This window comes from Flavobacterium sp. UBA6135 (assembly GCF_002428305.1).
In the GTDB taxonomy this organism is placed as follows: domain Bacteria; phylum Bacteroidota; class Bacteroidia; order Flavobacteriales; family Flavobacteriaceae; genus Flavobacterium.
The window spans coordinates 16,658-35,205 of sequence record NZ_DIVJ01000024.1 but is presented as its reverse complement, the minus strand read 5'-3'; the positions used below and the strand labels follow the sequence as shown (position 1 = coordinate 35,205).

The 18,548-nt window shown below is 31.4% G+C and carries 21 protein-coding genes; 15 read left to right on the top strand and 6 right to left on the bottom strand.

Annotated features, from left to right (window positions below):
* Positions 1-238, bottom strand: a 238-nt coding sequence (locus tag B3L86_RS06870; RefSeq protein ID WP_291116773.1) for an HU family DNA-binding protein, incomplete at its 3' end; no start/stop codon positions are given.
* Between the two features lie 133 nt (positions 239-371).
* Between B3L86_RS06870 and mutY the strand changes: the two genes are divergently transcribed.
* From mutY to gldD, 4 genes are read left to right on the top strand one after another with little or no spacing between them, the layout of a single operon-like run.
* Positions 372-1,409, top strand: coding sequence for an A/G-specific adenine glycosylase (gene mutY, locus B3L86_RS06865; protein WP_291116771.1), 1,038 nt, complete (start codon positions 372-374; stop codon positions 1,407-1,409).
* A gap of 50 nt (positions 1,410-1,459) precedes the next feature.
* Positions 1,460-1,906: a single-stranded DNA-binding protein gene (locus B3L86_RS06860; protein WP_291116769.1), complete on the top strand. Its 447-nt coding sequence runs from the start codon at positions 1,460-1,462 to the stop codon at positions 1,904-1,906.
* Between the two features lie 26 nt (positions 1,907-1,932).
* Entirely contained in the window at positions 1,933-3,228 is a 1,296-nt protein-coding gene (locus B3L86_RS06855) for a gliding motility-associated protein GldE (RefSeq protein ID WP_291116767.1), read from the top strand.
* Positions 3,221-3,778 carry a gliding motility lipoprotein GldD gene (gene gldD / locus B3L86_RS06850; RefSeq protein ID WP_291116765.1) on the top strand — a complete coding sequence of 186 codons (558 nt, stop codon included), beginning with the start codon at positions 3,221-3,223 and terminating at the stop codon, positions 3,776-3,778. The genes B3L86_RS06855 and gldD overlap by 8 nt, the downstream gene beginning before the upstream one ends.
* A gap of 42 nt (positions 3,779-3,820) precedes the next feature.
* Here gldD and B3L86_RS06845 read toward each other — a convergent pair whose 3' ends face one another.
* Complete coding sequence (locus tag B3L86_RS06845) at positions 3,821-4,021, bottom strand: helix-turn-helix domain-containing protein (protein WP_291116764.1); 201 nt, start codon at positions 4,019-4,021, stop codon at positions 3,821-3,823.
* A 206-nt stretch (positions 4,022-4,227) separates the two neighbouring features.
* Between B3L86_RS06845 and B3L86_RS06840 the strand changes: the two genes are divergently transcribed.
* From B3L86_RS06840 to B3L86_RS06805, 8 genes are all read left to right on the top strand, one after another.
* Positions 4,228-4,515, top strand: coding sequence for a hypothetical protein (locus B3L86_RS06840; protein WP_291116762.1), 288 nt, complete (start codon positions 4,228-4,230; stop codon positions 4,513-4,515).
* 8 nt (positions 4,516-4,523) lie between these two features.
* On the top strand, positions 4,524-5,276 hold the full coding sequence (locus B3L86_RS06835) for a GLPGLI family protein (protein ID WP_291116760.1): 753 nt from the start codon (positions 4,524-4,526) through the stop codon (positions 5,274-5,276).
* A 5-nt stretch (positions 5,277-5,281) separates the two neighbouring features.
* A complete protein-coding gene (locus tag B3L86_RS06830; RefSeq protein WP_291116759.1) occupies positions 5,282-5,569 on the top strand; it encodes a hypothetical protein in 288 nt (95 codons plus the stop codon).
* 144 nt (positions 5,570-5,713) lie between these two features.
* Positions 5,714-6,472, top strand: a complete 759-nt coding sequence (locus B3L86_RS06825) for a GLPGLI family protein (RefSeq protein ID WP_291116757.1) — start codon at positions 5,714-5,716, stop codon at positions 6,470-6,472.
* A gap of 273 nt (positions 6,473-6,745) precedes the next feature.
* Positions 6,746-7,021: a carboxypeptidase-like regulatory domain-containing protein gene (locus B3L86_RS06820; protein WP_291116755.1), complete on the top strand. Its 276-nt coding sequence runs from the start codon at positions 6,746-6,748 to the stop codon at positions 7,019-7,021.
* A gap of 102 nt (positions 7,022-7,123) precedes the next feature.
* On the top strand, positions 7,124-7,417 hold the full coding sequence (locus tag B3L86_RS06815; RefSeq protein WP_291116754.1) for a hypothetical protein: 294 nt from the start codon (positions 7,124-7,126) through the stop codon (positions 7,415-7,417).
* A 62-nt stretch (positions 7,418-7,479) separates the two neighbouring features.
* Positions 7,480-8,217 (top strand): GLPGLI family protein, encoded by a 738-nt coding sequence (locus B3L86_RS06810; protein WP_291116752.1) that lies wholly within the window; start codon positions 7,480-7,482, stop codon positions 8,215-8,217.
* A 14-nt stretch (positions 8,218-8,231) separates the two neighbouring features.
* A complete protein-coding gene (locus B3L86_RS06805; protein WP_291116750.1) occupies positions 8,232-10,880 on the top strand; it encodes a carboxypeptidase-like regulatory domain-containing protein in 2,649 nt (882 codons plus the stop codon).
* Positions 10,881-11,089: 209 nt separating this feature from the next.
* Here the strand turns inward: B3L86_RS06805 and B3L86_RS06800 are convergent, their stop codons facing one another.
* Together B3L86_RS06800 and B3L86_RS06795 are read right to left on the bottom strand one after the other, a co-directional pair.
* Positions 11,090-11,656, bottom strand: coding sequence for an outer membrane protein (locus B3L86_RS06800; protein WP_291116748.1), 567 nt, complete (start codon positions 11,654-11,656; stop codon positions 11,090-11,092).
* 268 nt (positions 11,657-11,924) lie between these two features.
* Complete coding sequence (locus B3L86_RS06795; RefSeq protein WP_291116746.1) at positions 11,925-12,434, bottom strand: heavy metal-associated domain-containing protein; 510 nt, start codon at positions 12,432-12,434, stop codon at positions 11,925-11,927.
* A 122-nt stretch (positions 12,435-12,556) separates the two neighbouring features.
* Between B3L86_RS06795 and B3L86_RS06790 the strand changes: the two genes are divergently transcribed.
* From B3L86_RS06790 to B3L86_RS06780, 3 genes are all read left to right on the top strand, one after another.
* Positions 12,557-13,423 (top strand): DMT family transporter, encoded by an 867-nt coding sequence (locus B3L86_RS06790; protein ID WP_291116744.1) that lies wholly within the window; start codon positions 12,557-12,559, stop codon positions 13,421-13,423.
* 120 nt (positions 13,424-13,543) lie between these two features.
* Entirely contained in the window at positions 13,544-14,113 is a 570-nt protein-coding gene (locus tag B3L86_RS06785) for a hypothetical protein (RefSeq protein WP_291116742.1), read from the top strand.
* A 43-nt stretch (positions 14,114-14,156) separates the two neighbouring features.
* Complete coding sequence (locus B3L86_RS06780) at positions 14,157-15,035, top strand: CPBP family intramembrane glutamic endopeptidase (RefSeq protein ID WP_291116739.1); 879 nt, start codon at positions 14,157-14,159, stop codon at positions 15,033-15,035.
* Positions 15,036-15,100: 65 nt separating this feature from the next.
* On the opposite strand, the gene B3L86_RS06775 is transcribed toward B3L86_RS06780, so the two are convergent.
* The gene (locus tag B3L86_RS06775) at positions 15,101-17,137 is read right to left on the bottom strand and encodes a M16 family metallopeptidase (RefSeq protein ID WP_291116737.1); all 2,037 of its coding nucleotides are present in this window, start codon (positions 17,135-17,137) and stop codon (positions 15,101-15,103) included.
* Between the two features lie 11 nt (positions 17,138-17,148).
* Positions 17,149-18,474, bottom strand: a complete 1,326-nt coding sequence (locus B3L86_RS06770) for a M16 family metallopeptidase (RefSeq protein ID WP_291116734.1) — start codon at positions 18,472-18,474, stop codon at positions 17,149-17,151.
* Positions 18,475-18,548: the final 74 nt, after the last annotated feature.

Sequence of the window (18,548 nt, the reverse complement as noted above, 5' to 3'; positions counted from 1 at the left end):
TGAAAGCCGGAATGTTGTGAGCTGGGATTTTAATTGTTGTGTTTTTTGAAATGTTTCTTCCTGTTTTTTCTGCTCTTGTCTTAACAATAAAGCTTCCGAAACCTCTTAAATAAACATTGTCACCTGTTTCCAATGAGTTTTTTACCTCTTCCATAAAAGATTCAACAGTGGCTTGAACGTCACCTTTCTCAAGGCCTAATTTCTCTGAAATCTTTGCTACGATATCTGCTTTCGTCATTTTAATTCTTTTTATATTATTATGTGTAAAATTTTGAGAGTGCAAATATATGAATTAAAAAAACAATAATTCAAGCATAATCGATTAAAATTTAATTACATAATGCTTTACTTTTGTCAACCAATTTAAATTTATGGGTTTTTCTAATTACTTAATTCAATGGTATTTACAAAACAAACGTGAACTTCCGTGGCGAAATTCGCAAAATCCCTACGAAATTTGGCTCTCAGAAATCATATTACAACAAACAAGAGTGGCTCAAGGATTGCCTTATTTTGAGTCTTTTTTAGCTCATTTTCCAACTGTTTTTGATTTGGCTAAAGCCTCCGAAGAACAAGTTTTAAAACTTTGGCAAGGGTTGGGTTATTATTCCAGAGCCAGGAATTTACATCAAACGGCAAAAATCATTGCTTTTGAGAAAGAAGGCCAATTTCCTAAAACATACAATGAATTGTTAGAACTAAAAGGAATTGGTTCTTATACGGCTGCTGCTATTGCTTCCTTTGCTTATGATGAAGCGGTTCCCGTGGTTGATGGAAATGTCTTTAGAGTATTGTCGCGTTATTTTAATGTTGAATCAGATATTTCATCGTCTAAAGCTAAAAATGAATTTACGGCTTTGGCAAAAGAAGTTATGGATTCTAAACAACCGGCCTTGTTTAACCAAGCTATTATGGAATTTGGTGCATTGCAATGCGTGCCAAAAAACCCTGATTGTTCCGTTTGTGTTTTTAATACTAGTTGTGCGGCTTTACAAATGAAAAAAGTACAATCACTTCCCTTAAAATTAAAAAAAACAAAGATTGCGAAACGGTTTTTTAATTATTTAGTTTTTCAAGATGCTAACAATAATAGTGTCGTAAATAAAAGAACTTCAACAGGGATTTGGCATAACTTGTATGAGTTTCCATTGATAGAAACAGAAAATATACGTTCTGAAAAAGAAATAGTACAATTGGTTAAGGGACAAGAAAATTACAATTATAAAATAAACGCAATTGTACCTTTTGATAATTTTGATGTGCTACACAAACTGTCTCATCAACACATAACTATCCGTTTTTGGAGGGTTGAAATTGAAGGAGAATTGGAAAACGGACTGTCGTTTGACACCATAAAAAAATTGCCTTTTCCAATTGTGATTTATAATTTTATTGAAAAGAATTTTTAATCCGTATTAAAATTTGTAATTTTATACATTCCTAAAACAAAATAAATATTATGAACGGTACTTTAAATAAAGTGATGTTAATTGGGCACCTAGGCGATGATGTAAAAATGCACTATTTCGATGGAGGTAATTGCATTGGAAGATTCCCATTGGCAACAAACGAGATTTATATCAACAAAACAACAAACGAAAAGATAACTTCTACCGAATGGCACAATTTGGTAGTGCGAAATAAAGCTGCTGAAATCTGTGAAAAATATCTGTCAAAAGGTGATAAAATTTATGTGGAAGGCCGAATTAAATCCCGTCAATGGCAAACAGAAGATGGGGTGACAAAATATACCACAGAAATTCAAGTCACGGAGTTTACTTTTTTAACCACAAAAAAGGATACCGAACTTAATAAAACAAATGCATCAGGTGTGCCTGATTCGATAAAAAGCAGTAATTTTGACTCTCAAAACGATAGCCATTCTGATGAAGGTATGCCGTTTTAATATTGTTTAACCAAATTTACCATTATTTGGACCCTGAACCTCTCGGTATTTTAGAAAATTTTGATCCAAGTTTGCTTTTTGGATTGATAAGCATTGTTGTTTTACTAATTTGCTCTGCTTTGATTTCAGGAGCAGAAGTGGCTCTTTTTTCACTTTCTCAAAAAGATATTGATGAGATTTCGGAAGAATCAGGAGGCAAAGACCTTACAATTTCTCTATTACTTGAAAAACCAAAAAAATTATTGGCAACCATATTGATTGTCAATAATTTTATCAATATTGCTATAGTTATAGTTTTCTCGTTTATCAAAAACAGTCTTTTTGGTAGTATTCAATCTGAAGCTATTAAATGGATTGTTGAAGTGGGGGTAGTTACTTTTTTAATTTTATTATTTGGTGAGGTTTTGCCAAAGATTTATGCCAACAGGAACAATGTAAAGTTTGCTAAACTAATTGCAAAACCGCTTGCGTTTTTCAATATTCTTTTAACACCGCTGAACATGCCTATGCGGGCGATTACTATTTATTTGGAACAAAAATTAGGTAAGCAAAAATCAAATTTATCAGTCAATCAATTGTCACAAGCCTTGGAGCTTACATCTTCTGAGGAAACATCCGATGAAGAGCAAAAAATTTTGGAAGGTATTGTTTCGTTTGGAAATACCGACGCGAGTCAAGTGATGAGTCCGCGAATTGATGTTTTTGCGTTGGAAGATGATGAAACTTTTGAAGAGATCATGCCTAAAATTGTGAGTAGAGGTTTTTCGCGGATTCCTGTTTATCATGACAATATCGATCAAATTGAAGGTGTTTTGTATGTTAAAGATTTGATTCCACATATTGATACTATTAATTTTGATTGGAAAAGTTTGTTACGTGAGCCTTTTTTTGTGCCGGAAAACAAAAAATTAGATGATTTATTAAAAGACTTTCAAAATAAAAAGAGTCATTTGGCAGTTGTAGTAGATGAATATGGAGGAACTTCTGGTGTGGTAACGCTTGAAGATATTATTGAAGAAATTGTGGGCGATATCAGTGATGAATTTGATGATGAGAACATCAATTATTCACAAATAGATGATCGGAATTTTCTTTTTGAAGGAAAGATTAACCTCAAAGATTTCTATAGAATTGTGGATGTTGACGATGAAGTTTTTGAAGCCAATAAAGGAGAAGCCGAAACCTTGGCCGGATTCATTTTAGAAATCATCGGAAGTTTTCCCAAGAAAGGACAAAGAATAGCTTTTCAAAATGTGGTGTTTACTATAGAAGCGGTTGACAAAAAAAGAGTGAAACAAATCAAAGTTACTTTAGATGCTTAAAAGAAAGGTGTTATTTCTGTTTGGATTAGTGCTACTGGCAAGTTGTAAAGACGACGTAATGCCAAAACCTTTTGCTCATTTGCGATTGGATTATGAAGAAGCTATTTATATGGGCTTTGATAGCCCGTGTCCGTTTGTATTTGATTACAATACGGAAACCAATGTTAAGGTAAAGCAAGACTGTAATGTTACGATTACCTATCCGAGAATGAAAGCTTCTGTTTTTTTGACATACATGCCTGTTTCTTCTAATTTAGAAACCTTGTTGCGAGATGCTCAAAAACTCACATACGAACACGTAATTAAAGCAGATGACATTGTTGAATTACCTTTTATCAATACGAAAGATAAAGTATATGGTATGTTTTATCAAGTGGGAGGTAATGCGGCAACCAACACCCAGTTTTATTTAACAGACAGTCTTAATCATTTTGTGACAGGTTCTGTTTACTTCTATACCAAGCCGAATTTTGACTCTATCATGCCGGCTGCGAGTTATATTAAGGATGATGTGCAAACGTTGATGGAGACGTTGCGGTGGAAGAAGTAAGTAGGGATTTATTAATAATGTTTATTGGTTTATTCTTGAATTTTATTCGTTCGTTAAGGTCGTTATATCTACTTTTAAAATAGTAGCAATCTTCTGCAATCTTTCAAAACTTAAGGTTACTTTTCCATTTTCTATCTTTCCGTATTGACTTTGAGAAATTTCTAATTCGTTAGCCATAAACTCTTGAGACAATGAATTTTCATTTCTAATTTTCCTAATTTTCACTAAAATTTTTTGTAGCATAGTAGTAATTTGTTTAAAACAAATAAGTAATGTTTAAAATCAATAGGTAAATTTGTTTGGATTTTCAAAAATAGATAAAAAAGAAATTACTGACAAACAGTAAGGTAAATTTTAGTCAGAATATAACTAGTTTAGTTATATTATAACTAGGAATAAAAACTTTAACACGTTATTATTGTACGTATTAACTTTTAACTTTTATTTTTATGAAAAAATTTATTTTTTGTGCTGTCGCAATGATGGCGTTTTCGGTGAGTTCAATGGCAAATACTATTGATAATTTAAATTTAGAAAATATTACTATTTGTAATAGTACCAAGGAACTTGAAATGTCAAAATCTGAAATTGAAAATGATGAATGGGGTTGTTTTAATTTTGCCATAACTGTTTATCATGGGTGTATCAATAGAGGAAGAGATGTAGATTGGGCAATTGAACATGCTGAATGGGCTTATAATGTATGTATGGATCCGGAATTACTTAATGAAGAATAAAAGTGAAGGTGAAATCATTTCAATTTATATCAATTATTAGCAATTACAAATTTTGTTTGTTGGTATTTATTTTTTTTTCTACTAGTGCTTTTTCTCAAAACATAATTTGCACATATAGTGTTAAAGTAGATTCAACATATCTCATTGAGAAGAATTTTGATGTAAAAGAAATTTATTATAATTACACTAATTATATTGATGATATAAAGTATAAATTGAAAGTTAGTAATCTAGAGTCGGTTTATGAAATAGATAAGGAATTCACAAAAAAACATGCTGAAAAAAATGTCAAATTTGCACAAAATGTTGGAGGCAGGGGAGTTTATTATAGCAATTTTAAGGATACAGTTTTCTTAAATCAAAAAGATTTTTTTGGAGATATATATTTAATAAAACAAGAAATGCCAGTTTGGAATTTGACATCTGATACAAAAAAGATTGATGGTGTTGAATGCTTTAAAGCATATTCCGTTAAAAAAGTAGATAACGGTAAAAGACAGTTTGACAAGGTTACAACTGTATGGTATGCTCCATCATTTCCTTATTCCTTTGGTCCTATGAATTCTAATGGCTTACCTGGTCTAGTCTTTGAACTTCAAGAAAATGAAGTAATTCTATATCTTACTCAAATTGAGTTTTTTGATACAGAATTTAAAATTGATGTGCCCGAAAAGGGTATTAAAATGACAGAGTCTCAATATCAAAGATATCTAATTGAGAACGGAGAAAATTTATTAAAAAACAAATTTATTAAAAATTAAAATTTATGAAAAATAGTATTATCATTTTATTTTTATTGTTTGCATTTAACGTAAAGGCAAATGATTTGGTTATTCCAAAACTAAATAAGCTAATAGAAGTTGAAAAAATTTATTTTGAATTAGATGATGAAGTGAATTATAGTAATTTGATACTTGAAAATGAAGAGAATTGCGTGAGACAAGCTTTGTGGGATTATCATTATATGATCAATCAAGAGGTGGATCTTGAAACTGCATTACATGTTGCTTATGAAATGATGATGTTTTGCATATTGTATGAAGCATATCGTTAATTTTTTTATTAATTGTTGTGAGAGTGCAGAAATTCTTCAAGATTATTTGACTTCAGTTCTTGGAGTTTCTAGAGAAGTAGCGAATAGAGCACAAGTGTTGTTCTACGATGAATGTATTCAAAATCAACAAAATTAATTATAAAAGTGCCCGATTATAAAGTCGGGCAATTTAATGTTATGAAAAAATATTTTTTAATTTTATTTATATATTCAGCGGTTTATTCACAAAGTAATTCTGTGATTGTTACCTATAAAATTTCAAATGATGAACCATTGATGACTAAATCAGAAAAATCACAAAATCCATCTGTTGTCTCACTTTTTGAAGAAGTTGAGAAAATATTACCCAATATTGAATTTCAATTACATATTTGCAATAATAAATCAAAGTTTTATCAAGTAGAAGCATTAGCAATAAATAATAATACAGATAAAATAGCAAGAACTTTGGTTGACGATACTGAATATTATTTTGATTTTAATTTAAAAAGTTTTGAATGTTTAAGACGATTTCAAAACGAAGAGTTTCGTGTTAAGTTTATACCAATAGATAATTGGCAAATAACTAATGAGTCAAAATACATTGATGGTTTTTTGTGTTATAAAGCAACAACAAAAAGAGTAGAAAAAACTAAATATTCTGATAGATCGTTTGATGTAATTGCTTGGTTTACACCAGAAATACCTATTCAAGCTGGACCCAAACAATTCTATAATTTACCGGGTTTGATATTAGAATTAAAAGACGCTAGAATAACATATTTAGCTGTGTCAATTAAACTTAATGAAGATTTAAAATGCAAGAGTGAACTAATATCAACAAAAGAATTGTTGTCTATTGAGGAATATAAAAATAAAATTGAAAAAAGAGTTGACAATTATAAAGCAACAATTAAAAATTAGATGTATGTTGTGGATTTATTTTTGCTTTTTTTTAATTCTTAAATGAATATAATAAAAAGGATGTTTATGTAAATCTTCCATCTAATAGTCAATTTTACCTGAATTTGTTATGGAATATGATTTTAAGATGTATAAAATTTATTGTGAAAAAATTGATTTTTCACTCTCCAAAGAGGATATAAAAAGTATTCAAAAACTAAAAGGTATAGATATCAGCTAAAATGATTAAAAAAAAATTAAACAAAGCCAAACAGAATTATACAAATTGATAAAATGCTTAGATTTTTTTTACCTTTTTCTCTTTTATTTTTTCAGCTTTCATTCTCCCAAACCTTCTCGGGCGTTGTTACGGATACTTTAAACAAACCCCTCGAAAACGCCAATATTATAGCAAAACCGCTACAAGAAAAAGCCGGAATTAAGTTTTCTATCGTTGAAAATAGTGGAAGATACAAATTGGAGTTAGACAAAGAGTTGCGATATGAAATGAAAGCTTTTTGCATTGGATTTTCAAAAATAGATAAAAAAGAAATTACTGATAAGTTGTAAAATGAATTTTAGTCAGAATATAACTAGTTTAGTTATATTATAACTAGGAATAAAAACTTTAACACGTTATTATTGTACGTATTAACTTTTAACTTTTATTTTATGAAAAAATTTATTTTTAGTGCTATCGCAATGATGGCTTTTTCGGAGAGTTCAATGGCAAATATTAATCAGCCAATAATAGAAAATGTAAATGTACAAAATCATGATAACGCAATTGAATTGTCAAATGATAGAACAACAGTGATTGATTGTTATAATTTTGCTGAAGTTTCTGAAAACTTTCACTATATAATTTCAGGCAATAACGATACTTCTGTAGGATATCAGGTTTTCGCTGATGCTTATGATGATTGTGTAAGTAGATTGAATTGTCCAAGTTGTATTCCAACTTAATAATTTCACAATAGACTTTTAGGATTAAGAAATTAATCCTAAAAGTTTTAAAATTTTAAAATATGAGAGTTAATATATTTTTCTTTTTTCTTGTTATAAATTGTTTTTCACAAACAATTTATAATAATCAAATAAATGTTTCATATAAAGTAATTCCTAATGCTATAGAAATTCAAAATATAGAGAAGGATTTAAAATCAAAAAGCAATAATGAAACTAATATCAATATAATAAATCAAATGACAGCAGCATATGTTGATGTTGAAAGATTAGTAAAATTTAAATTATTGTATAATCAAAATCAAAGTGTTTTTTATAGAGAAGATTTAATGTTAACTGATGACATAAAAGGAACAAAAAAAATTTTCCTAGATAATTTTCATAGTTATTTTTTTTACGTTGACATAGCCAATGAAGAAAGTTATAGGGTTACTAGCTTTAGAGGCATTAATTATTTAGTATTACAAAATAAGATAGAATGGGAGATTACAACTGAAGAGAAAATAATCAATGACTTTGTTTGTTTAAAAGCAAATGGGTTCAATAAAATTCAAAATAAAAATTTTAGTGTTTGGTTTAGTCCTCAAATACCCTTCAATATTGGGCCTGATATGTGTTATGATTTACCAGGTTTAGTCTTAGAATATAATTTAATAACTTATTCGATTGTTTGCGATAAAGTTGAATTTAATCTAACCGAGGAAAATTTAAAAAAAATAATTAAACCAAAAGGTGAAGTAATTAGTCAAGAAAATTTTGATGAATTAATTAGAAAGGCAAGAAATTCGTTTAAAAACTGATTATATACTTTGTAATGCCAAAAATCCTATTATTTTTTATTTTTTTTTCAATTCAGCTTTCATTCTCTCAAACCTTCTCGGGTGTTGTTACGGATACTTTAAACAAACCCCTCGAAAACGCCAATGTTATAGCAAAACCGCTACAAGAAAAAGCAGGAATTAAGTTTTCTATTGCTGACAACAGAGGAAGATACAAATTGGAGTTAGACAAAGAGGTGCGATATGAAATTAAGGTTTCCTATCTTGGTTATCAAGAAGAAATTTTTATTTATGAACCTAATGAAAGCCCAAAGGAGCACCACTTTAAACTAAAAGCTACAGGTATTGCCTTAAATGAAGTAATCATCAACCACAAATATGAACCCATAGTTGTCAAAAAAGATACGCTGGTTTATGATGTCAAGGCATTTACAACCGGAAACGAACGAAAACTCAAAGAACAACTTGAAAAACTACCCGGTGTTGAGGTCGATAAAGACGGAGGCGTAACAGTTCAAGGTAAACGAGTTACTAAATTTTTGGTAGAAAATAAATCATTTTTTGGAGGAGGAACCAAACTAGGGGTTGAAAACATACCGGCGGATGCTGTGGATAAAGTAGAAATTATTGATAATTTTAATGAAGTAGGTTTTTTAAAACAAGTTTCTGATTCCGAAGATTTAGCCATGAATATCAAACTCAAAGAAGACAAAAAGAAGTTTGTTTTTGGCGATGTTGAAGCCGGCATTGGAAACGATTCCTATCATTTCCTACATGCGGCTTTGTTCTATTATGCACCAAAAACCAATTTGAGTTTTATTGGCGATAGTAACAACATTGGAAAGCAAACGTTTACTTTCCAAGATTTAATGCGTTTTCAAGGAGGTGTTAGTAGTTTTATATCTGGCAGAAAATCATTAACCAATCTCTATTCTTTTGCTACAGAGAATAAAGATGTAACAGAGAATAAATCGCAGTTTGCCGCTTTAAATTTTAGTCATGAAGTTTCAAAAAAATTAGATGTTTCCGGCTTTGCCTTATTTTCTAAGTTGTTTACTGCTACTAAAAACGAAACCGCTTTAGAATACCTGCAAACTGAAACACTTGAAACAAGAATTCAAGACGGAAACAATAAAACCATGCTTGGACTTGGAAATGTAAAATTAGATTATACACCAAGCAAAGATGAAAAATGGTATTATAACGCACATTTTCAATCGAGTACAAACGATGTTTTTTCGTTTCTCAATTCTGTGACGTCTGCTAATCAAAATACTTTTGAAACCTTGCGACAAGCCGATAATGCTTCAGCAAAACAATATTTAGAATGGCATAAGTCCATTTCGAAAAACCACACCACAACTTTTGTTGTGAATCATTCCCTTGAAAAAAATATACCACAAAATCAATGGTTAACTAATCAACCTTTTTTAGCAGGTTTAATTCCGATAGAAGATGATGAGTCCTATCAAATCACACAATTGAAAAAGGTAAAGTCAAACGCAGTTGATGTGTTGTTCAAACATTACTGGATTGTGAATAATTTCAATCATTTATATACAAATATTGGCAACAATTTTGGGACTACGACATTACAAACATCCGAACGACAATTGTTAACTGACGGAACCGTAAATGACTTTGCTGAAAATGGTTTTGGAAATGATATTGATTATCGTTTAAATGATGCTTTTGTTGGATTAGAATATAAATTTAAAATAGGAAAGTGGACAAACAAGCCGGGTGTTTATGGTCATTGGTATCAATTAGAAGCTAAGCAGTTTGAATTGCATACAACACATTCAAAATTTTTGATTCAACCACAGTTTACTAGCGAATACGAATTCAACCAATCGGAATCATTAAAGTTGAACTATCGTTTGGTAAATCAATTCCCTGAAGCTTCACAACTGGCGAGTCGATTTACGTTGCAAAGTTATAATTCAGTGTTCAGAGGGAATGCTTTGCTTAACAATGAAAGGTATCATTCAGCCATGATGAATTATGCTAAAATGAGTATGTATCGTGGTTTGATAGTAAATGGTTTTGTCAGTTGGAATAAAAAAGTTAAAACAATCAGAAACACCGTTGCACTCGACGGCATCAATCAGTTTACCACACCTGTTTTAACGGATAATCCCGAAACCAATTACAGAGTTGGAGGTTCTGTTAGTAAAAAGATGTATCGTTTTAATCTGAGGTTAAATACATCACTTTCGTGGTTTGATTATATTCAGGAAGTAAACGGAATTGAAACGGCAAATACAAGAACTAATCAAACTGTAGGTGTTGAGTTGCGAACAGCCTACAAAAAATGGCCTTTTGTAAAAGTAGGTTATACCAAGGGTTTCAATTCATTTAGCGGCATTAGTACTTCTAAATTTGAAACGAATCAATTTTCAGCACAATTTGACCATGAAGTGTTTAAATATGTTTCATTTAAAGCCGACTACGAAGCGTTTACAAATTTGAATTTTACCAATCCGAATACTTTTTTTGAAATAGCTAATGTGTCCTTAACGTATCAAAAGAAAAATAGCCCATTCGGTTTTGAATTTATGGTTTCTAATCTTTTAAATAATGAAACTAAGAATCAAAATACTTTTTCCGACTTTCTGATTAGTGAGCAAACTACCTTTATTTTGCCACGAATTTTTCAATTCATTGTTAGGTATAAATTATAAACTTTTGTCAAATTTCAATAGTTTGATAAAGGTTTAGTAAGAACTTAATCAAGTTCTTGTGGTACATTCTTTTTTTGAAGCTTCTTTTTGCTTTTTTAATCTTTAGGTTAGTAGCAAACAATTGCTATTAAGTCGGATGAAAGGATTCCCGATGTAGCGTTGGGTAGGCAGTAGATTAGGTTATTGAAAATTAGTTCATTTTGAAATTCTTATATTCTATACCCCACCCCAAGTTTGACCAAGTTGATGTTTTGCAAATAAGGGGTTGTGAAATTCCCTGAATTGGAAAGTTTAATAAAATCATAACTGGCATGAAAATACCACTGCTTGCTCACATCAAGTGAAAAACCTGCTGCTGCATTTAATCCATATCGGGTTTCGTTGCCTTGAGGAAAGAAAGTCATAACGTTACCATTGGTGAAAAAGGTTACGGCACTATAACCTATTCCAATAATTGGGTGGAATTGCGGTAGGGTTGGTAAAAATAACACCCCGTAAATACGCGGTTGTAGCGTCCAAATGAGTAAATCAAAATCGGTGGTAGGATCTTGAATACCCTCTTTGTCTTTGAACAAGCCGGTATGTAAAGAAATTCCGATTTTAAAAGAAAGGTTTTCCCAAAATTGATATTTGGTTCCAGCTTCTACGATCCCGTTAAAATTGGCTCCAACAAAATTTTGATCTACTAAAGCAGGATAGCTTAGTTCAACACTCCATGAAGATGTTTGGGCTTGTGCTCCAAACAAACCTAAAAATAAGAAAAAAAAATTCCGCATATAATTTCTTTTTTAGTAGTAACGAGAGTTTTAAGATGTAATTGTAGTAGTTGTGAAAAATGTGTTTGTTAAATAAATAACTGTAATGTACTCTTGAATCTTGCTAATTTAAGTGTTTTAAATTTGCACTAATCACTGCGAATCCACATAGAAACTTGGGCTGCCCTTGCAATAGAACAAATCTAATTCTTGGCATAATTCATAAAAAAACCTTTGATAAAGGGTTACTTTAGCAAAGGTTTAGTGGCATTTTCATTGCGTTATCAGATTACAAAGTCTCCACTTTTTTGGAAGCACAACAAGCTTTTTTTTCTGTGGTACATTCTTTTTTAGCTTCCTCAGTCTCTGTAGTGCTTTCTTTTTTGGAAGCGTCTTTTTTGTTTTTTCTTTTTTTATCTTTTTCAGAATAAAATGCTTTGTCAGCAGAAGAAGTTACATCAGAAATGATGTAGTCTTTTGAAATATTTTCAACGGTTTGTACTAAAATTTCAGGGGTTTGTTTGTTTGCATCATAAGTGATGGTTGCTTTTTTGTTGTCAAAATCAACATCCACTTCTTCAACGCCTTCTAATTTTGCTAATTTCTTTTGGATGGTTCCGGCACATCCAACAGCACAATGCATGCCTTCAATGGTAAAACTTGCTGTTGCTAATTGAGCCGTTGTTTCGTCTGAGATTTCTACAGTAGCTGTGTCGTTTTCGCCTTTTGCATTTTCTTTACAGCTTGTAAATAAAACTCCACAAATTGCTAATGCCAGTAAAGATTGTGTGATTTTCATAGGATATATTTTAAAATTAGTACTTAGGTTAACGCTTTAATTGCTAACGTAGTACAAAAATAACAAATTTTTCACGTATGTTTCGGGAAATTTAACGCAGATTTGTGACGCAATACTTTGTCATGGAAAACAAGAATTTAAAATTTGTATTTTTAATTATTTTGGCCCTTGTTTGGGGTAGTTCGTTTATTTTGATTAAAAGAGGTTTGGTGGGGTTAAATCCCTTTCAATTGGGTTCACTTCGAATGGTTTTTGCTGCTCTTTTTCTCTTAATCATCGGGTTTAACAGTATTAAACACATTCAATTACGCCATTGGAAATATATTGCACTCACAGCTATTATGGGCACTTTTATTCCGGTTTTTTTATTTTCTGTGGCTCAAACGCAAATAAGCAGTTCCGTTAGTGCTATTCTGAATTCGCTAACACCATTGAATACCTTAGTTTTAGGAATTATTCTTTTTAAAATTGATTTTCAACGACGTCAAATTTTTGGTGTTTTTATCGGTTTAGCGGGCAGTGCGTTGCTCATTATGAACGGTGCCTTGAATAACCCGGATCAAAACTATTATTACGCGATTTTGTTGGTGATTGCATCCATTTGTTATGCTTTAAACGTGAACATCATCAAGACGTATTTGTCTGATTTGAACCCGTTGAGTATTACTACGGGGAATTTTGTGGTGATTTTATTTCCGGCTTTGGCAGTGCTTTATTTTTCTGATTTCTTTACTGCTGTACAAACGGAAGCTACTCAAAATGTGCTAGTTTACATTCTTATTTTAGGAGTAGTTGGAACCGCATTGGCCAATATTTTATTTTTTAAATTGATTAAAATATCGTCGCCTGTTTTTGCTTCATCAGTTACGTATTTAATTCCTGTTGTTGCTTTTTTATGGGGTATGGTGGATCATGAAACCCTTACTTTTGTGCAGTTAATTGGAGCTTCAATTATTTTATTGGGGGTTTATCTTTCAGCGAAGAAATGATATTAAGTAAAAATTGTAAGAGTTAAAATTATGTTAATTTAATAAGAAAAGTTGTGACTGTTTTTTTTGCAATTTTATATCGGTTAACCATAAAATAATTTTAACTTTAAATTTTAAAAGATGAAAAAAACAACATTAAAATTAGCATTAGTATTATCATTTGTTTTGGGTTATTCTTGCTCTAATCAAAGCGAAATTGATAATCAGAAATTTGGGCAAGATTTGATGGCTAGAGGCTTGCCAGATAACGTAGAAATTGATAATCGTGTATACTTTATGGATGGAGAATTTGCGGTTAATGAATTAGTTGACGGAATATTAGAGTCTTACTTTCTACTATCTGAAAATAATATTCAAACAGAATTAATTGATGAAAATACAAGTGATGACTTTATTATCTCAAATACAGACACTAATGAACTTATTTTTGTTAAAAATATTGTAAGGTATAATGACTATTTTACATTTGACGCTGAGAGTAATGGACGAGAAGTTAAAAACTTTACATATCATTTTGAAGAAGAACAACAAGGTTTTTCTAACCGAAATCCAGGTGTAATAGCAAGGGCTGTTTTAACTATTGCAGTAGCAGTGATTGCTTCGATGCAAGATACTCCACTTGAGCAATGTAGAGGTGCAATGAGTGCATTAAATTGCGGAAGTAAACTCCGTACATGGAATTCAGTGTAGGTTGGTTTTCCACTACTTGTAATGTGGGTTGTAGATAATTTTTATGGTAAATATATTTAAAAATAAAAAATACAATTATTTAATAATTATAGGTGTAGTGATCTTTTGCTGCACCTTTATAATATATAATGTTATTTTTACGATTTTAGGTAGAGAAACTAATCATTTGACTCGATTGGAAACAACTAATAATTATTTCTTTTTCGTATTTAGTGCTTTATTTGTAGCACCAATTTTAGAGGAAATAATTTTTAGAGGATTTTTTATAAAAAAGTTTTATGTTAAAATTATTTCAGTCATTGGTATCCCGATTTATATTTACATAACGGATAATTACTATCTTTTTACTTTTTATATAATTCTATTGATGACTCAATTTTTAAGACAAAGCAATAAAGTATTTCTGTTTTTTTTAAATTCAATTCTTTTTTCTCTTGTTCATTACAAAATCTATGATTTTCATTCAGTATATACAATTCTACCAATGTTTTTTCAATTTAGTATGGGGTTGATATTGTTATGGGTTGTTTTAAATTATAGTTTGGTTAAATCGATATTAATTCACTTCAGTTTCAACCTGTTTTTAGTTATTGTCCTTACAATTCCACTTCAATTTCCGAATACAAATATACATGAGGTTAAACATTTAGGTTATTCAATGAAATGGCAAAAAACACCTATTTTGAATTCAAAAAATACTATAGTTTCTATGCCCTCTGAATATGAAGTTAAAGCTGAAAATGTTGATTTGAAAAAGTTTTATAAATCTTTTGAAAATGATTCAGATAGAATAAAAATAAAAGACGATAATTTGTTTTATAAATTTGAGATAGTTATTACGAAGACTGATACGACAATTGCTTCTAAATTAAATGCAGAGATAGTAGAAATTTTATTAAAAAAAGCTGATTTAGTTCATTGACGCTTTTGTAATAGCAAAAAAAAGACTGCCATTGCTGGCAGTCTCTCTCATCAAAAATAAACTACTTATTTAAAATCTTCTTCTGTTACACCTGTGTTAACTTTTACTTCGCTAATAACAAGTTCGATTTCAACACCAATGTTAATTGCTGTTTTATGTGGGAATTTAACACCATTAACTTCTTTGTAATCGCTAAAAGGTTGTGTAATGCTCATTTTCTGACCTTGAGCCTCAACAGTAGTAATTTCTGCTGTTTTTAATCCAGTTTCAACATCGAAACAGAATTTACTTTCACCGTCTTGAATTACATAAGCATCCTTTCCATTGATATTTTCAATACCATTAAGTTTGATATCCAATTTTTCAAGCATGCTTAATTCCGGAATTGGATTAGAATGAAATTTCATTTGTTTGTTTTCTTCTTCAGTGAAATCCATTTTTTGTCCTCCACCGGCTTGATATCCTTTTGTTCCGTTAAAAACTTTGGACATTGATTGTCCCATAAGGCTTAATGTCTCATTTATCTTATTTGTGTTAGAACTCTTTTTAGAATACTCAACTGTCATTCCTTGAAACGAACCAGTACCTTTCAAAGAAAGTGTTTTTACATCAGAAACAGCTTTTTTACCACCAATAGCATCAATGTATTTTTCCAATACTGCTTTAGGGGTTACATCAGCACTAACCGTTTTTGCAACAGGTTTATCTACTTTATTTCCGTATTTGTCAAAATAGAAAATAGGAATGTTTAGTTTTTCCAATCCCGGTAATACATCCGCACCTTTACTTACCACTAAAATTCTAAGATTATCGGCAAGGAAATATTTTTTAGAAACTCTTAAAATGTCATCGGCTGTAACTGCATTGATGTTTTTGATGTAATTTTCAAAGAAATCAGCCGGAAGGCCTTGTGTTTTTGTTTGAAGAGCATAACGAGCTACAGTTGCCGGTTTTTCGATTTGCATTACAAAGTTTCCAACATAACCTGCTTTTACATTTTTCAACACATCGTCAGATACTTTTTCAGTTCTGATTCGTTTGATTTCTTTAAGAATTTCAACTACAGCACTGTCTGTAACCGCGTTTCTAACTTGAGTAGAAGCAGAAAAATTATTTACATATTTGTTTCCTCTTAAGCTAGAACGAGCACCATAGGTCCAGCCGTGAGCCTCTCTTAAGTTCATGTTTAGATAACTGTTGAAGTCACCACCTAAGATTTGATTGGCCAAAAGAGCTGCAAAATAATCTTTGTCCGTCATTTTTAAATTGGTGATGTGCACTGCTGCAATTTCTGATTGCACTGCATTTGGAGCATCTACAAAGTTAATTTGCGTATATTGAACATCTTTTGGGTTTGTATAAGTAGCCGCAGGAGCGGTTCCTTTTTTCCAAGGAGTAAATAATTTTTCTACAGCACTTTTAACTTCATTGAATTTTACATCACCAACAATTACCAAATAAGCATTAGACGGCGTAAAATAAGTAATATAGTTTTGTTTTACGTCTTCAAGCGAAATGGCATTAACGGTTTCTTCGGAAACATATTCACCTCTTGGGTGGTTTTTTCCATACGCCAAAACGTTTTCTACTCTTCTTGCAATTGCAGGTACGCTTTTTTCCTGTGATTTTAAACCTTCAATAAGTTTTGCTTTTTCTTTATCAAATTGGTCTTGTGTAAATAATGGATTCAACGCCCCATCAGCCATTAATTCTAAAATTCGCTGAGAATATTTTGACAATCCGCTGGCAAAAGCACCATTTGAACTAAAGTTGATTGAAGCTCCCAAGAAATCTACTTCTTCGTTGAAGTCGTCTTTAGAGACCGTTTTAGTCCCGTTGCCCATCAAAGCTCCGGTTAAATCAGAAACACCTTTTTTAGCTCCTTCAGCATACGGAGGTGTATCAATGGTTAAGCTATAAGAAACTCTTGGCAATTTGTGGTTTTCAACGACCAATACTTTTAAGCCGTTTGGCAATTCAAAAGTTTGTGGTTTTCCGATGTTGATTTTTGGTGCAGGTCCCGGTTTAGGTTGCGGTCTATCTTGTGCTTGCATAGTAAATGTTAATAACAAGCTCGTTACAATAATTAATATTTTTTTCATGATTGTCTATCTTAGTTTTGAGCTTTATCTGATTTAGGAGCGTAATCCATAATTAAACGTTGGTTTGGGTTTAAGTACTTTTTCGCCACGTCTCTAATTTCTTCTCTGGTAATTGAACGGTAAATTTCAATTTCAGTATTGATTAAATTTACATCGCCATAAAGCATGTGGAATGTTGCTAAATTACCAGCAATACCTTCAACTGATGAATTGCTATCTACATATTGGCTCTCGTAGATGTTTTGTAGTTTTTGGTATTCTTTTTCAGAGATTAGTTCAGTTTGAAGCTTTACAATTTCTTTGTCAAATTCAGCAATCATGTCATTCGGTGTGTTGCTTCCCATTGGTAAGCCGTATAAAATATACAAGCCATAATCTTCTTGGCTGAAATTGAATGCTCCAATTTGAAGGGCCATTTTCATTTCGTCTACCATTTTTTTGTAAAGTCTAGAGCTTTTTCCATCTGATAAAATTGTAGAAATCATATCTAAAACACGAGCATCTCTAGTTTTCATAGAAGGGGTTCTATAGGAAACCATTGCCATTGGAATTTGGATGTTTGGGTCTTCATATCTAGCTCTTAAAGGTTGTGTGATTGGATCTTCCACAAATTTTTCACGAGTGATAGGAGCTCCTTTTGGAATGGATCCGAAATATTGGTCAATCCATTTTCTGGCTTGAGCAGGATCAAACTGACCTGCCACTACCAAAGTAGCGTTGTTGGGTACATAAAACTTTTTGTTGAATGCTTGAAATTCTTCCAAAGTTGCTGCGTCTAAATGTTCCATAGAACCGATAGTTGCCCAACGATAAGGGTGTTTGAAAAACATGTTTCGTTTTACTTCCGCTAAAATGTTTCCGTACGGTTGGTTGTCAACGCGTAAACGTTTTTCTTCTTTCACTACTTCGTTTTGCGTATCCACACCAATTTGGTTGATAACCGGGTGAAGTAAACGTTCAGATTCCATCCATAAACCTAATTCTAAATTATTAGATGGGAAGATTTCATAATAATACGTTCTGTCATCAGAAGTATTTGCGTTATTTGTACCACCGTTTCCGGTTACAATTTTAAACCATTCGCCACGCTCGATATTTTTAGTTCCTTCAAACAAAAGGTGTTCAAAAAAGTGGGCAAAACCTGTTCTCTCAGGATTTTCGTCTTTTGCTCCAACATGATACATTACAGAAGTGATCACAACAGGAGCAGAATTGTCTTGATGTAAAATCACGTGCATACCGTTATTTAGGGTGTAATGTTCAAACTCAACTTTTTGAGCAGAAACAGTACTTCCTAGCATAAGAACTGAACTTAAGGCCATTAAAGATTTTTTCATAAAAATTAGTGATTTATTTTTTGATTCTAATAAGAGTGCAATTTCGGTATTTTGTTACAGATTTACTAAGTTTT